Raw genomic sequence first — 14,999 nt, forward strand, 5'->3', positions numbered from 1 at the left:
CGTGCTGAAGCCGTGCGTCATCGAGCGGCACTCTTCCGGCAACGATACGTCCCGCGCGCCCCGTGCGCAGAGCGGAGGGACAGCGCTTTCTCGCGTCCTCCGGCCGGGTGTGTCAAGTGCCGGTGCCGGTTCCGGTGCCTGGGCCTGTGCCTGTGCCGGTGCCGGTGCCGCGGAGGGAGTCAGCTGAGGGCCAGCACGTAGGCCACCGCCGCGGCGCCCGAGGCGACCGTGCGGACGTGGTTCCACACCGTCCACTCGCGCACATACGTCGGCCAGTAGTCGGTCGCCTCCGGAGTGCCCGCGTCGAGCTTGAGCAACGTCTCGTTGCGAGGCACGTTCGCCACCACGGTCACCCCGAACGAACCGAACAGGTACAGCCCACTGCCCAGCAGCAGCTCCACCGTCCCCTCGTCCGGCCACAGCACGAACGTCACCACGGCGACCACCGCGCACAGCACCGCCGACCCCATGAACACCAGCATGAACGCCGGCCCCAATGCCGCCACGTTGATCGACTGCATCGCGGCGACACCCTGCGCCGGCGGCAGCGCGGCGAGCCCGCGCATCACGAAGGTCGAGAAGGCGCAGAAGACCCCGGCGACGAGGCCCGTCCCCACCACTCCCATCACGACCAGTACGAAGTACGGTCCATCAATCATCTCAACGTCACTCCCGCGCTCCGCCGAAGATCCTCCTCGGCCCCTGCCGTCACCACAAGTGAAATCCTGAACGAGAGCGGTCACCATGGCCGATCGACGCGACCACATACGCGACCGTCCAGAGCGGCGGCGGGCGGAGGTCAGCCGGACAGGTCTGGTGGTGGCACCTGGATGGCCGGACGAATGGTCGGGCGCCGGGCCGCACGGCATCGGCGGCGCTGAACCCCGCGCCCGCCCCGCGCAGTGCCGTGCCGCACGCTGTCGGGTCCTGCCCGCCGCGTCGTACGCGCCGCGCCGCGCCCAACGCCGCAGCCGCGCGATGCCCGAGCCCAGCAGTGGTGCCGTCGCCGTGTCCCTTGCACGCCCGGTCGGTCCGCACCACGTGCCACCGTGTTCCCAGGCCCTCGCCCGGCCCTGCCGTCAGCCGACCTCCGCCCCCTCCGTCCGCCACGCCCGCAACGTCGTCTCCACCGTCGCAGCTATCCGCCGCCGAGCCTCATGACGCGGCACCCCGCTCATCAGCAGCTGGTCGTACGGCGTGTCCAGGTGCCGTACGGACGCCACGACCGCCGATATCACCGCCCCCTCCGACAACGCCCGCCCCGCCGCGCTCCGTCCCACTCGCCCGCTGCCCCGCAGCGACGCATGCGCCGCGATGTCCCATGCCCGGTCCGCCGGACACCCCGGGAACAGCCTCCGTATCTCCGCCGCGAACGCCTCCGTGAACCGCACGTCCTCCCGCGCCCGCCGCCGGGCGTCCCGCACCCGGCGCCGCTGCCTGGCCTCCGCGTCCGCCAGGCACCGCTGCTCGGCCCGGGCGAGCCCTTTCTCCTCGACGAGGACGCCCTGTCGTTCGTAACGGCTTTTGCGCCGGTTGAACCGCACGACCACCGCCGACAGCGCGCTCTCCTCCCGTGACCGACGCGTCAACGCCGTGTCCCCACGTGGCAGGAACACCAGATGCCCGAGGTCGGCACAGTCCAGGCAGCGCGGCGAACCCTCCTCCAGCACCAGCATCCGCAACGGTCCCGCATGACACTCTGCACAGTGCCGTCGCTTGAGCGGCTGGACGACGAGAAGGCCGGTGCGGGACGGGGGAGTTGCAAGGTGCGCCATAGGGCGTTCTTCCCCGCGGAGAGAGCCTGGAGAACTGCCGGACCGGGCCCGACCGCACGGTCTGCCTGTCTGTGAGCTGATCCTCTCTGACGCAGGCGGAGGCACTGGCGCGGGCAGGGGCACGGGTGCGAGCGCGCTCCTCCCGACCGTGCCTGTCGCATCATGGGCCGTGTGCGACTCGAAGCGATCACTTGGGACCGGCTCGGCGACCTGTTGGCCGAGCGGTTGCTCGACCTGAAGCCGGCCGACGGCAGCCCTTGGCCGCGCGTCGCCTTCGACGGCGCTCCGGCGGCCCGCCCGGGAGACCTCGCCGCCCGGGTCGGCGAGGCGCTGCGTATACGAGGCCGCGCCTCCCTCACCGTCGGCACGGAAGGCTTCCTGCGCCCCGCCTCGCTCCGTCTGGAGTACGGCCACCAGGACGTGGACGCCTATTACGACGGCTGGTTCGACACCGGCGCCCTCTGGCGTGAGGTCTTCGGTCCTCTGGAGCCCGGCGGCAACGGCCGCGTCCTGCCCGACTTGTGGGACCCGGCCACCGACCGGGCGACCCGCAGCCCTTATGCCCAACTGCCGCCGGGCGGTGTCCTCTTGTTGCACGGTCCCCTCCTGCTGCGTCACTGGTTGCCCTTCGATCTGACCGTCCACGTCCTCCTCTCCTCCGGAGCCCTGCGCCGTCGTACCCCCGAAGCCGAGCACTGGACCCTCCCTGCCTTCGAGCGCTACGAGCACGAGACCGACCCGGTCGGCGTGGCCGACGTCCTGGTGCGCGCGGACGATCCGCGGCACCCGGCGTGGAACGGAGCATCCGTTGACAGCGGCTGATCCGTCAGGCGATCCGGGGCACCGCCTGACCGGGGTGGGTGGGCCCGCTCGGCTCCAGGTGCATGTGCCGGGTGGCGCGGCGAGAATGAAGGGCGCCGGGACTAGCGGTGCGTCCCGCGCCGCGCCGGCCGTCCGGCATCGGGAGGTACTCCATGACCACTGCCGGAGACATCATGCACCGTGGCGCCCAGTGGATCCCGGCCCACGAGACCCTGGACCGCGCCGCCCAGCTGATGCGCGACCTGGGGGTCGGAGCCCTGCCCATCAGCGACGAGAACGAACGGCTCTGCGGCATCCTCACCGACCGGGACATCGTCGTCGGCTGCGTGGCCATGGGACACGACCCGAGCAGGGTCACCGCCGGTGAGATGGCCCAGGGCACCCCGCGTTGGATCGACGCGAACGCCGACATCAGCGATGTGCTGCGGGAGATGAAGGAGCACCAGATCCGTCGGCTTCCCGTCATCGACAACAAGCGCCTCGTCGGCATGATCAGCGAGGCCGATCTGGCCCGGAACCTGCCGGAGAGCGACGTCGCCCACTGGGCGGAGAGCGTCTACGCCAGGACCACGGAGCCTACGACGCGCTGACCCGGCGGGACCCCACTCCGGCTCCGCCTCTCCTACCGTCCTCGTTCGTATACCCGACCAGGGCGTGCGAGGGCGGGCGAGGAGGGGAGAGGAGGCGGGCGGACTCGGGCCGGCCACTGAGGCGGTGACGAGCGTCAGAACCAGCCGTGCGTCGTCGCCAGCCGTGGGTCAGAGCCAGCCGTTGCGCCGGAAGCCGCGGTACAAGACCACGCACGCCACCGAGATCACGGCTATGACCAGCGGATAACCGAACGTCCAGCGCAACTCCGGCATGTAATCGAAGTTCATGCCGTACACACCGCACACCATCGTCGGTACGGCGATGATCGCTGCCCAAGCGGTGATCTTCCGCATGTCCTCGTTCTGCGCCACGGTGACCTGGGCCAGGTGCGCCTGCAGGATCGAGTTCAGAAGTTCGTCGAAGGCGAAGATCTGCTCCTTGACCCGCAGCAGATGGTCGGAGACATCGCGGAAGTAGGCCTGTATCTCCGGTTCGACCACCCGGATCGGTCGGGTGGCCAGCTCCTCCAGCGGGCGGCTCAACGGGACCACCGCCCGCTTCAGCTCCAGGAGTTCGCGCTTGAGCTGATAGATCCGCCCGGGATCGGCCCGTGCGCCGTTCTCGGCGAAGACATCCGTCTCCACCTGGTCGATGTCCTCCTGGACCGAGCCGCTGACGTTCAGATACTCGTCGACCACATGGTCCGCGATCGCGTGCAGCACCGCCGCCGGCCCTTTGGCGAGCTGTTCCGGGGTCGACTCCAGCTCCTCCCGCAACGGGCCGAGTGATCCGTGCCGTCCATGCCGCACGGTGATCACGAAGTCCTGGCCGACGAACACCATGATCTCGCCGGTGTTCACGACTTCGCTCGTCGCCGTGAGCTCCTCGTGCTCGACGTAACAGACCGTCTTGAACACCGCGAAGAGCGTGTCGTCGTAGCGCTCCAGCTTCGGTCGCTGATGTGCCTCGACGGCGTCCTCCACGGCCAGCGGATGCAGGGCGAACAACTCCGCGATGCCCGCGAACTCCTGGTCCGTCGGCTCATGAAGGCCGAGCCAGAGGAATTCGTCCCCGCGTTTGCGCACCTTCTGCAGTACGTCGACCAGATCGTCGCTCTCCGGGACCCGCACGCCGTCCCGGTATCTCACGCAGTTCACCACCGAAGAGCCCAGCGGGGACCGGGCAGGATGGCTGAGGTCGACGCGGGGGGGCCGTCGAGTCAGCCGTGCCACCTTGCGGAGACCGCCGACCTTGCTGAGGCCGGTGACCTTTCGCAGATTGCCTGCCATGGACATCTGGATCTCCTCGCCTGGCTCCCTCGTGCCGCATCTCTGCGCCCTGGCCCGCCAGTTTGCCAGTTGAGGGTGAGCCGCGGGTAAGCCTGTGGGAGCAGCGCATTCCGCTTTGTTCCCGCCTGTGGATGAAAGCGGGTCCAAGTGTGATCGGGCCGCGTGAAGAGGGAGAGCAGGTGGCGTGGGAGTCGTGGGGAGTGGCGTTGCGGGGAGGAGGGGTGGCGCTGGGGGGACCGGAGGGCGTAGGAGACGCACGGTGGGCGCGGCGGGAGCTCATGGGGCTGCGGATGGAGCACTGGAGGCGCGGTGGAAGAAGGGTGCGCGCGGCCGGAGGGAGTCGGCGCGGACCGGCCGGCGTGACTGGAGAGGGCTGTCGCATGGATGCGGAGGGGGCGTGGATGCGGAGGGGACGTGGGTGCAGAGCGTGGCGTGGAATTCGAGACGGCCCCGCCGAGCGTCGACCATTCCCGACAAGCCGGACAACTGGGATGATCTCCGCATGATGCGAACCGACGGGTATCTCCTCGACAACCGGCAGTCCGCGGCGGGCGAGCAGGGCGACGCCGTGGGCCCCCTCTTCGACCCCACGACGTTCAGGCACCTCGAAGGGTTCGGCATCGGACCCGGCTGGCGTTGCTGGGAGGTGGGCGCGGGCGGCACCTCGGTGGTCTCCTGGATGGCCAAGAAGGTCGGACCGACCGGAAAAGTGATCGCGACCGACCTCGACACCTCAAGGCTCGTCGCGGCCGCCCGCCCGCCGGTCGAGGTCCGTGTCCACGACGTGGTGACCGAGGAGCCGCCGGGGGAGGGGTTCGACCTGGTGCACGCACGGATGGTTCTCGCTCATGTCCCGGACCGCCGACGGGCGTTGCGGGCGATGATCGACGCCTTGGCCCCCGGCGGTCGACTTCTGATCGAGGACACCGATCTCGCGCTGCAACCCCTGTTGTGCCCCGATGAGCACGGTCCCGCACAGCAACTCGCGAATCGTCTCCGCGACGGTGTCCGCAGCCTCCTCGCCGACAACGGCTCCGAACTCTCCTTCGGCCGTGGACTGCCCCGACTGCTCCGCGATGCCGGACTCCTCCGGGTCGCGGCCGACGCGTACTTCCCCCTCGCCTCGCCCGCCTGCGCCGCGCTTGAGTCGGCCACGATCCGCGCACTCCGCGATCAGCTCGTCACCTCGGGCCATGCCACGCACCAGGACATCGACCGCCACCTCGCCAACGTGGCCGCCGACGGCATGGACCTGGCCGCGGCACCGATGATCTCGGCATGGGGGCGCAAGCCGTAGAGGGGCCGTCAACCCTCAGCGTCGGGCAAGGCCCGGAGAGAAGCCGGTCGCTGCCCACCTGCCGCCCATGTCGTCAACCGCCCGTGTCGGCGCGGTCGGCGTGGCGCCATGGGCGCGGCGGCATCACTTGGCCGCGGCGTGGACGCCCCGCACGCGGCGGCGTTCGCCGAGCACGCGGCCCAGGTCTCCGGCGTCACGTAGCCGCGGAGAAGCCATGTGCAGCTGCCGCGTGAGCGACCGTCACCGTGACGTCGGCGGCCTTCCCCCCACCCGCGCCACCGCCAGAGCCCCGGCCCTGCACCCTTCCCGCGCCGCGTCTTCAGGCCCCGCACCGGCTAGGAGGGATGCCAAGAAAGCACCCGTGAACGCGTCACCCGCTCCCGTCGTGTCCCTCGGTGCCGTCGGCACGGCCGGGACACGGGCGATCACGGTGCCCGACCGGGCGATCAGCGCGCCTTCCGCACCCTGCTTGGCGACCACGAGAGGCACATGACGGCTCAGGCGGGCCGCCGCGTCCGCCGGGTCGGACAGCCCGGTGAGCAGGCACGCCTCGTCGCGGCTCGGCAGCAGGACGTCCACGTCCTCCACCAGCGCCAGGAAACGGTCGACGCCCAGTTCCACCAGGAACCCCGCCGAAGCCGGATCCAGGCTCACCGGCACCCCACGCGCGCGTGCCGACGCGAGAGCCACCGCCACCAGCGCCCGGCTCGGCTCGGAGAACAGCAGGTAGCCCGAGAGATGCAGCCGGGCGACGCCGTCGAGCACCGTGTCCGACCAGTCGGCCGGTTCGAGCCGCAGGGACGCGCCGCTGTCGGTGAGGAAGGTGCGCTCGGCCGCAGCACCTTGGTCGACCAGGCAGATCACGGTGCCGGTCGGCGCCTGCGGGTCCACGACGAGGTGTGGCTGCACCCCGCTCCCGATCAGTGCCCGTTCGTGCCAGGCGGCCGTGTCCGCGCCCACCCGTCCCAGCAACCGGACATGCGCACAACCCCCATGGGCGGCCCAGCAAGCCACATTGGCTCCCGCGCCGCCCGGCACCGTACGGATCGCCGCGGTCGTGTCCGTTCCGGACGCGAGGGGTCCTCGGTGACGAGCTATGACGTCCGTCACCACATCCCCGACGACCAGCAGCGCGCCGCCACGAGCGCCACCGAGGCCCGGCCCACCCCCGCTCGCCGCGCTCCCGGACCGATGCCCGCTCGCACCGCCTTCGGTTCCGTGCGCCCCGGCCTCACCCAAGTCCGCTCCCGGTCCCACGTGCCTCCGCCTCGGTCAGGTCCGCCTGCCTGCTTCCGTCCGGGTCACGCCCCGGCCCATGCGGCCGCGATCCGCGCCGCCAGCCGTACGTTGCCGCGGACCGCCGCGAGATTGGCGCTCAGGGAGGCCTCGTCGGTGTGGCGTACCAGGTAGTCCAACAGGAACGGCGTGACCCCCTGACCGCTGATGCCCTGCTCCTCGCAGGCGTGCAGCGCGTCGGCGAGCACGCGCGCGTGCAGCTCGGGATCGAGTTGTTCCGCCTCCGGCACCGCGTTGGCGACGATCAGCGCCGACTCGGGTCCACCGAGCCTGTCCTGAGCACGCATCACCTCGGCCGCCTCCTGCGGCGACCGCAGCGTCCAGTCCACAGGATGTCCTGAGTCGGACAGGTAGAAGCCAGGGAAGCGCTGCGTGCGATAGCCGGCCACGGCGACGCCCAGCGTCTCCAGCCGCTGCAGGGTCGCCGGGACATCCAGGATCGACTTCACCCCGGCACACACCACCGTGATCCGCGTGCGCGCCAGTAGCCCCAGGTCGGCCGACTCGTCCTGTGTCACCGTCCACTCACGGTGCACGCCGCCGAGCCCGCCCGTCGCGAAGACGCGGACTCCCGCGAGGGCCGCCAGCTGAGCGGTGGCCGACACCGTGGTCGCCCCGCTCGCCCCCGAGGCCATCGCCAGCGGCAGATCACGGTGCCCCAGCTTGCGGATCCCGTCCTCGTTCGCGATCCGCTCCAGCTGCTCCTTGTCCAGCCCTACTAGAGGCCGCCCGTCCAGCACGGCGATCGTCGCGGGAACGGCGCCCTCCCGCCGTACGACGTCCTCCAGCTCCAGTGCCACCTGCAGATTGCGCGGCCGCGGCAGCCCGTGCGCGATGATCGTGGACTCCAGAGCAACCACGGGTCGACCCGCGTCGATCGCCTCTCGCACCTCTTGGGACACCATCAGCACCACGCGACTGCCTCCTGTCTGTCGGTCTTCCCTCATCTCTGGCGGGTGGCCCGCCCGATCAAACCCCTTGCGGCCTGTGGGGGAGGACACCAGCCTTGGAGGCATGACCGACAACACGACACGTCTCGACCACGTGGTCCTCTGGGTGCGCGACCCGGTCGCGTCGGCCGAGTTCTACGACAAGACGCTCGGCTTGGCCCCCGTCAGGCTCGCCGAGTTCATCGCGGGCGAGGCGCCGTTCCCCTCGGTGCGCGTCAACGACGAGACCATCCTCGACCTCATGCCGATGACCATGGTGGAGCGCATGAAGATGCTGCCCGGGGCGGCCCGGAGCGCGGGGCACCCGGTCAACCACGTCTGTCTGTCCCTGCCGGAAACCGATCTCCACAAGCTCCGCACACACCTGGAGGAGCAGGACGTCCCCGTCTCGGACTACTCGTACGACGCCTTCGGGGCTCGGGGCAAGGCCAGGCGCAGCTTCTACTTCCGCGACCCCGACGGCAACGTCTTCGAGGCCCGGCACTACGACTAGCGAGCCGACGGAAGGAACTTGGGCCGGCAGAAGGAACTCGGGCCGGCCTCAGACGTCCGCGTCGGCGCTCTTCGCCCGTGTCCTGCCCCGGGTGAACAGGGCCAGTGCCGCCAACGGGATCAGCAGGCACGCGGCGGTGAAGTTCAGCCAGCCGTAGCTCGCCTTGGCGACGACGAGACCGGCGATCGCCCCGCCGACGCCCGCCGAGGCGTTCATGACGAGATCCGACAGCCCCTGCGCGGCGGCCCGCGCGGGCTGCGGCACGGAGTCCGTGAGTAGCGCTGAACCGGAGACGAGCCCCGCCGACCAGCCGAGCCCCAGCACGAAGAGCCCGGCGGTCGTCTGCCAGTGACTGGCGCCGGCCGTGCCGGCGAGGAACACGGCGCATGCCAGCAGCCCCACCGCCAGCCCGATCCCGGACAGCCGCCCCAACCGGTCCGTCAGCCGCCCCATGAGTGGTGCGAACGCGTACATGCCCGCGATGTGCACGCTGATGACCAGCCCGATCAGGTCGATGCCCGCGCCGTGGTGCGCGAGGTCGACCGGAGTCATGGCCATCACCGAGACCATCGCCGTGTGCGCCACGGCAACCGTCACCACCGCGAGCCTGGCTCGCGACGACGCCGTCACGGCGGCCAGCCCGGCGCGCAGCGAACGGGCCGCGGGCGACTGGTCCTCGGTCGGCGCGAGCGCCCGCGCCGTGAGCAGCGGATCCGGCCGCAGCAGTACGGCCACCACGACCGCGGATATCAGGAAGATCCCCGCTGCCCACAGGAACGGACCAGCCGCGGCGGGTATCCCGAGGCCCGTGACGCTGCGACCCGCGGGCGCGGCGATGTTCGGTCCGAGGACCGCGCCGATGGTCGTCGCCCACACGACGAGCGAGATGGCCCGGGCCCGCCGTTCCGGCTCGGCCAGATCGGCGGCCGCGAACCGCGCCTGCAGATTCGCTGCCGAGGCCGCACCGAACGCGGCCAGCCCGCCCAGCAGCAGGGGGAAGCTTCCGACCGCGGCCGCGACCACGGCGACACCTGCGCCCACGGCGCCGATGAGGTAGGCGAGGACGAGCCCGGGACGCCGCCCGCGCGCGGTCATCAACGCGGCCAGGGGCACCGACAGCATCGCCGTACCGGCGACGGTCGCGGTGGGCGCCAGTCCGGACAGTGACTCGGTGCCGCTCACCTCCGTGGCGAGGACGGCCGCGAGCGCGATGCCGGTGGCGACGCCCAGCCCGCCGAGGATCTGCGTCGCGATCAGTACGGCCGAGACACGGCGGCGCAGAGCCGGCAACCGGTCCGCCGGCACGGCTGCGACGACCTTCCGCTGGACCGCGGTCACGACGCGCACCCGGGCACGGGACGCTTCGCAGGGGCCGACACGGGGCAGCGCACCGCAGTGGCCGCGTACAGGTGGGTGAAAGGTGTCGTCACAGGCGCAGTCTCCCCCTCGTCGCTCGTCCGCCCAACCCGTTTTGGTGTCGGAGGTCTCAGAACAGCGGCTCCGGCAGCACCCCCTCCAGCGCGAGCAGCTTCCGCTTGGTCTCCAGACCGCCCCCGAACCCGCCGATGCCGCCGTCGCTCTCCACGACCCGGTGACAGGGCACGACGACCGGCAGCGGATTGGCGCCCATCGCCATCCCCACGGCCTGTGCCGCGCCGGGCTGTCCGACCCGCCCCGCCAGATCGCCGTACCCGACGACCGTGCCGTACGGGACACCGGCGGCCAGCTCGCGCAGCACCTGGCGGTTGAAGCCGGAGATGAGCGACCAGTCCAGCGGCAGGTCGAAGTCCCGGCGGGCGCCTGAGAAGTACTGCTCCACCTGGCGTATCGCCTCGGTCAGCAGCGGGGAGTCGGGTGCCTTGACCGGCGCGCCGCCCAACCGGGCCGCCAGGCGGTCGAGCGCCTTGTCGCGCACCTCGTCCGTGGCGTGGAACACGACGCTGACCAGGCCTTCGCGGGTCGCGGCCAGCATCAGCGGACCGATGTTCGTACCGACGACGGCCCATACGACCTGCTGCTCGTACTGCCCATGGCTGTCCATGCGCCCACCGTACGGCCCGCCACTGACAACGCCCCGGCGACCGGCGTCGGCTCCTCGGCGGGGAACGCACTCCCGGTCAGCGCGTCCCGCACCACGTCGGGATGGTTGGTGATGATGCCGTCCACGCCGTACCCGGCGACCAGCCGAGCGGTGATCGCGTCGTTCACGGTCCACGCGAAGACCTCCAGCGGCCTGCCGTGCGGCCCGGTGAACTCGTGGACGGAGTCGACGTAGTCCGCGGAGATGGAGCCGTACGAGGGATTGATCTGGTCGGCGAAGGCCGCGTACCCGCCGACCTCCTCCTCCGGAGGTGTCCCCAGGAAACCGGTCTTGACGTCGGGCTGCAGCTCGTGGACGGTTCGCACGGTGTCGGCGCTGAAGCTCTGCACGATCAGCCGGCTCGCGAGGTGCTCCGGGTCCAGCCAGCCCTCGTCGTCCAGGACCCTGAGGGTCTGCCGCTCGATGCCGGGATACAGATCAGGGTTCTTGATCTCCAGAAGAAGCTTCTGGTGGTGCAGCTCCACACGGTCCATGAACTGCTCCAGCGTCGGCACACGCGCGCCCGCGTAGCCGGGGCCGAACCAGCTGCCCGCGTCCAGACGGGCGATCTCGGCGGCGGTGAAGTCCTTCACCTTCCAGGGCGCCCGATCGGGAAAGACCTCCTCCACGTCGGTCGTGCGTTTGAGGTTGTCGTCGTGGAGGACTACGAGTTCACCGTCCTTCGTGCGCTGCACGTCGTTCTCGACCCAGCTGATGCCCAGATCGGCGGCCTTGTCCACGGCGGCCAGCGTGTTCTCGGGAGCGTAGGCCGAAGCCCCCCGGTGGGCGACGACCGTGGGCACGTCGGCGCGGGCCCGGGCGTCGGAGGCGGGCAGCAGAAGCGCGGCGGTTCCCAGGAGCGCGGTCGTCGTTGCGGCTACAGCGCGCGCGTGCATGCGTACTCCTCGCGTCGAACGATCACAGACGGTTCAACTGTGACAGCAGTCGGTCAACGGTGAAGGAGTACAGAATGGCCACAGAATGAATGGAGTTGCCCGGGCCCGCTCACTCGTGCCGCACAACTGGGGCAAGGCCGTGTTTCTTTGCCGGAAAATCGTTCGACCATTCCGGTGGGAGTTACTCTCTGCCTCAACCCCGACCGCCCGGGCGGTCCTGGGAGGGGGCGCATTTCACGGATTTCAGGGACGTAAGAGGGCGGGAAGGGCAGCTGCGTATGCAGGGCACGATCGACGGATTCAGCTACGGACTCGTCACACCGCTGGTGGCCTACCTGATGGCCTGCCTCGGCGGTGCGCTCGGTCTGCGCTGCACCACCAGATCGATGCTCGTCCCGCAGTCCTGCCGCCCGGGGTGGCTCGCTCTGGCGGCGGCGGCCATCGGCTCCGGCATATGGACCATGCACTTCATCGCGATGATGGGCTTCACCGTCGAGGAGACGCCCATCCACTACGACAAAGCGATGACGTTCGCGAGCCTCGCCGTCGCCATCGTCATGGTGGGCATCGGGATCTTCATCGTCGGTTACAAGGGCGCCCGTGGAACGGCCCTGTTCACCGGCGGCACCATCACAGGTCTGGGCATAGCCTCCATGCACTATCTCGGCATGGCCGGGATGCGACTGGGCGGAAGGCTGGAATACAACACCTTCACCGTGGCCGTCTCCGTGGTCATAGCCATGGTGGCGGCCACCGCCGCATTGTGGGCCGCAGGACAGGTCAGAGGATTTCTCTGGAGCGTGGGCGCGAGCCTCGTGATGGGACTCGCCGTCAGCGGCATGCACTACACCGGCATGGCCGCCCTCAGCGTCCATCTCCACGACACCGACGTCCCCACCGCGGGCGACTCACCCGCCGCCCTGCTCGCGCCGATGCTGGTCGGCCCGCTCGCCTTCCTGCTGCTCGCGGGCCTGGTCGTGCTCCTCGACCCGTGGATCGTCGCAGGGAAGCCCTCAACGCCCCCCGCCGATCCCAAACCGGGCGTCCCGGCCCGCACCGCCGTCCCGCACCGGGCTCACCGGCCCCGGCTGCGCGTCCGCCCCAACCAGGACCGACGCGGGTCCCGAGCTCCGCAGAACCACTGATCCGGACGCGTTGTCAGTGGGGGGTCGTACGGTGGATTCCATGCGGCCCGTTTCCCAGATCGAACGCACGGTGGCGCCCCTCGAGGTCGTCAGCCCCTACCAGCCCAGCGGCGACCAGCCGCAGGCCATCGCCGAGCTCGCCCGGCGCATCGAAGCCGGCGAGAAGGACGTCGTCCTGCTCGGCGCGACCGGCACAGGAAAGTCCGCCACCACGGCGTGGATGATCGAAAAGCTCCAGCGCCCCACCCTGGTGATGGCGCCGAACAAGACTCTGGCCGCCCAGCTGGCGAACGAATTCCGCGAGCTCCTGCCGAACAACGCCGTCGAGTACTTCGTCTCGTACTACGACTACTACCAGCCCGAGGCCTACGTCCCGCAGTCGGACACCTACATCGAGAAGGACTCCTCGATCAACGAGGAGGTCGAGCGCCTGCGGCACTCCGCGACCAACTCACTGCTCACCCGCCGTGACGTCGTCGTGGTCGCCTCGGTCTCCTGCATCTACGGACTCGGCACCCCGCAGGAGTACGTGGACCGGATGGTCCCCCTCAAGGTCGGCGAGGAGATCGACCGGGACGAGCTGCTGCGCCGCTTCGTGGACATCCAGTACACACGCAACGACCTGGCCTTCAGCCGGGGCACCTTCCGCGTGCGCGGCGACACCATCGAGATCTTCCCGGTCTACGAGGAGCTCGCCGTCCGCATCGAGATGTTCGGCGACGAGATCGAGGCCCTGTCCACACTCCACCCGCTCACCGGCGAGATCATCAGCGACGACCAGCAGCTGTACGTCTTCCCCGCCTCCCACTACGTCGCCGGCCCCGAGCGCATGGAGCGGGCCGTCAACGACATCGAGAAGGAGCTGGGGGAGCGGCTCGCCGAACTGGAGAAGCAGGGCAAGCTGCTGGAAGCCCAGCGCCTGCGGATGCGCACGACCTACGACCTGGAGATGCTCCGCCAGATCGGCACCTGCTCCGGCGTCGAGAACTACTCCATGCACTTCGACGGCCGCGCGCCCGGCTCCCCGCCCAACACCCTGCTGGACTACTTCCCGGACGACTTCCTGCTCGTCATCGACGAGTCGCACGTCACCGTGCCGCAGATCGGAGCCATGTACGAGGGCGACGCGTCCCGCAAGCGCACCCTGGTCGACCACGGCTTCCGACTTCCTTCCGCCCTGGACAACCGTCCCCTGAAGTGGGAGGAGTTCCAGGAGCGCATCGGGCAGACCGTCTACCTGTCGGCGACCCCGGGCACCTACGAGCTCTCCCGCTCGGACGGCCATGTCGAGCAGATCATCCGGCCCACCGGTCTCGTCGACCCGGAGGTCGTGGTCAAGCCCACCGAGGGGCAGATCGACGACCTGGTCCACGAGATCCGCGCACGCGTCGAGAAGGACGAGCGCGTCCTGGTCACCACCCTCACCAAGAAGATGGCCGAGGACCTCACGGACTACTTCCTGGAACTCGGCATCCAGGTCCGCTACCTGCACAGCGACGTCGACACGCTGCGCCGGGTCGAGCTGCTGCGCGAGCTGCGCTCCGGCGAGTTCGACGTCCTCGTCGGCATCAACCTCCTCCGTGAGGGGCTCGACCTTCCGGAGGTGTCCCTGGTCGCGATCCTCGACGCCGACAAGGAGGGCTTCCTGCGCTCCGGGACCTCCCTCATCCAGACCATCGGCCGCGCGGCGCGCAATGTGTCCGGTCAGGTCCACATGTACGCCGACAAGATCACACCGGCGATGGAGAAGGCCATCGACGAGACCAACCGGCGCCGGGAGAAGCAGGTCGCCTACAACAAGGCGCACGGCATCGACCCCCAGCCGCTGCGCAAGAAGATCAACGACATCGTCGCGCAGATCGCGCGCGAGGACGTCGACACGGAGCAGTTGCTGGGCAGCGGCTACCGAGCGAAGAAGGACGGCCGGGGCACCAAGGCTCCCGTTCCCTCCCTCGGAGACAAGGCGGCCAAGGGCGCGAAGGCGTCCAGGTCGGCGAAGGGCAAGGCCGCGGAGAAGGTGCCGACCGACCGCCCGGCGGCCGAGCTCGCCGAGCAGATCGAGGAATTGACGGCGCGTATGCGGGCCGCCGCCGCGGACCTGCAGTTCGAGATCGCGGCCCGGTTGCGCGACGAGGTGTCCGAGATGAAGAAGGAACTGCGCCAGATGAAGGAGGCGGGCCTGGCCTGACAGCCCACGGGCGCCGGTCACCGAGCCCGGGACCGGCGCCCTCGAACGGCCTGCACCGCCCGGCTGGGCACGCGCTGTGTTGCAAGACCGACACAAAGTGCGGACCGGGGTACGTCACTGTCAGTGCTCCTGCGTAGGGTTCTGGTCATCCGCGGAGTCCGCGGCCAACAGGGGACA

The 14,999-nt window shown here is 70.1% G+C and carries 13 protein-coding genes and 1 pseudogene; 6 read left to right on the forward strand and 8 right to left on the reverse strand.

The genetic code is table 11. The features are described 5' to 3' along the window. Positions 1–179 precede the first annotated feature (179 nt). Complete coding sequence (locus ACFYNL_RS36855; RefSeq protein ID WP_388811798.1) at positions 180–659, reverse strand: DUF1772 domain-containing protein; 480 nt, start codon at positions 657–659, stop codon at positions 180–182. A gap of 420 nt (positions 660–1,079) precedes the next feature. After that, complete coding sequence (locus tag ACFYNL_RS36860) at positions 1,080–1,775, reverse strand: DUF2293 domain-containing protein (RefSeq protein ID WP_388811799.1); 696 nt, start codon at positions 1,773–1,775, stop codon at positions 1,080–1,082. A gap of 162 nt (positions 1,776–1,937) precedes the next feature. On the opposite strand from ACFYNL_RS36860, the gene ACFYNL_RS36865 reads away from it, so the two are divergent. Both ACFYNL_RS36865 and ACFYNL_RS36870 read left to right on the forward strand, forming a co-directional pair. Then, on the forward strand, positions 1,938–2,597 hold the full coding sequence (locus ACFYNL_RS36865) for a uridine kinase (protein WP_388811801.1): 660 nt from the start codon (positions 1,938–1,940) through the stop codon (positions 2,595–2,597). A gap of 152 nt (positions 2,598–2,749) precedes the next feature. Beyond that, complete coding sequence (locus ACFYNL_RS36870; protein ID WP_388811802.1) at positions 2,750–3,187, forward strand: CBS domain-containing protein; 438 nt, start codon at positions 2,750–2,752, stop codon at positions 3,185–3,187. A gap of 168 nt (positions 3,188–3,355) precedes the next feature. On the opposite strand, the gene corA is transcribed toward ACFYNL_RS36870, so the two are convergent. Then, positions 3,356–4,483, reverse strand: coding sequence for a magnesium/cobalt transporter CorA (gene corA / locus ACFYNL_RS36875; RefSeq protein WP_388811805.1), 1,128 nt, complete (start codon positions 4,481–4,483; stop codon positions 3,356–3,358). Between the two features lie 496 nt (positions 4,484–4,979). Here corA and ACFYNL_RS36880 point away from each other — a divergent pair, with 496 nt between their 5' ends. Next, positions 4,980–5,774, forward strand: a complete 795-nt coding sequence (locus ACFYNL_RS36880; RefSeq protein WP_388811808.1) for a methyltransferase domain-containing protein — start codon at positions 4,980–4,982, stop codon at positions 5,772–5,774. 240 nt (positions 5,775–6,014) lie between these two features. Here the strand turns inward: ACFYNL_RS36880 and ACFYNL_RS36885 are convergent, their stop codons facing one another. After that, on the reverse strand, positions 6,015–6,905 hold the full coding sequence (locus ACFYNL_RS36885; protein WP_388812342.1) for a carbohydrate kinase family protein: 891 nt from the start codon (positions 6,903–6,905) through the stop codon (positions 6,015–6,017). A gap of 170 nt (positions 6,906–7,075) precedes the next feature. Continuing rightward, positions 7,076–7,984: a pseudouridine-5'-phosphate glycosidase gene (locus ACFYNL_RS36890; RefSeq protein ID WP_388811811.1), complete on the reverse strand. Its 909-nt coding sequence runs from the start codon at positions 7,982–7,984 to the stop codon at positions 7,076–7,078. Between the two features lie 100 nt (positions 7,985–8,084). Here ACFYNL_RS36890 and ACFYNL_RS36895 point away from each other — a divergent pair, with 100 nt between their 5' ends. Further along, positions 8,085–8,513 (forward strand): VOC family protein, encoded by a 429-nt coding sequence (locus tag ACFYNL_RS36895; protein ID WP_388811813.1) that lies wholly within the window; start codon positions 8,085–8,087, stop codon positions 8,511–8,513. 48 nt (positions 8,514–8,561) lie between these two features. On the opposite strand, the gene ACFYNL_RS36900 is transcribed toward ACFYNL_RS36895, so the two are convergent. The 3 genes and pseudogenes from ACFYNL_RS36900 to ACFYNL_RS36910 form a co-directional block, all read right to left on the reverse strand. Then, positions 8,562–9,851 (reverse strand): MFS transporter, encoded by a 1,290-nt coding sequence (locus ACFYNL_RS36900; RefSeq protein WP_388812344.1) that lies wholly within the window; start codon positions 9,849–9,851, stop codon positions 8,562–8,564. A gap of 148 nt (positions 9,852–9,999) precedes the next feature. Beyond that, entirely contained in the window at positions 10,000–10,554 is a 555-nt protein-coding gene (locus ACFYNL_RS36905) for a methylated-DNA--[protein]-cysteine S-methyltransferase (protein ID WP_388811816.1), read from the reverse strand. A 71-nt stretch (positions 10,555–10,625) separates the two neighbouring features. Next, positions 10,626–11,489, reverse strand: a pseudogene (locus ACFYNL_RS36910) (glycerophosphodiester phosphodiesterase); the annotation flags it as partial. A 278-nt stretch (positions 11,490–11,767) separates the two neighbouring features. On the opposite strand from ACFYNL_RS36910, the gene ACFYNL_RS36915 reads away from it, so the two are divergent. Together ACFYNL_RS36915 and uvrB are read left to right on the forward strand one after the other, a co-directional pair. After that, the gene (locus ACFYNL_RS36915) at positions 11,768–12,634 is read left to right on the forward strand and encodes an MHYT domain-containing protein (RefSeq protein WP_388811818.1); all 867 of its coding nucleotides are present in this window, start codon (positions 11,768–11,770) and stop codon (positions 12,632–12,634) included. 40 nt (positions 12,635–12,674) lie between these two features. Further along, positions 12,675–14,822: an excinuclease ABC subunit UvrB gene (gene uvrB / locus ACFYNL_RS36920; protein ID WP_388811821.1), complete on the forward strand. Its 2,148-nt coding sequence runs from the start codon at positions 12,675–12,677 to the stop codon at positions 14,820–14,822. Positions 14,823–14,999: the final 177 nt, after the last annotated feature.

The sequence above is a fragment of the Streptomyces sp. NPDC007808 genome, assembly GCF_042868655.1.
Taxonomy (GTDB): Bacteria; Actinomycetota; Actinomycetes; order Streptomycetales; family Streptomycetaceae; genus Streptomyces.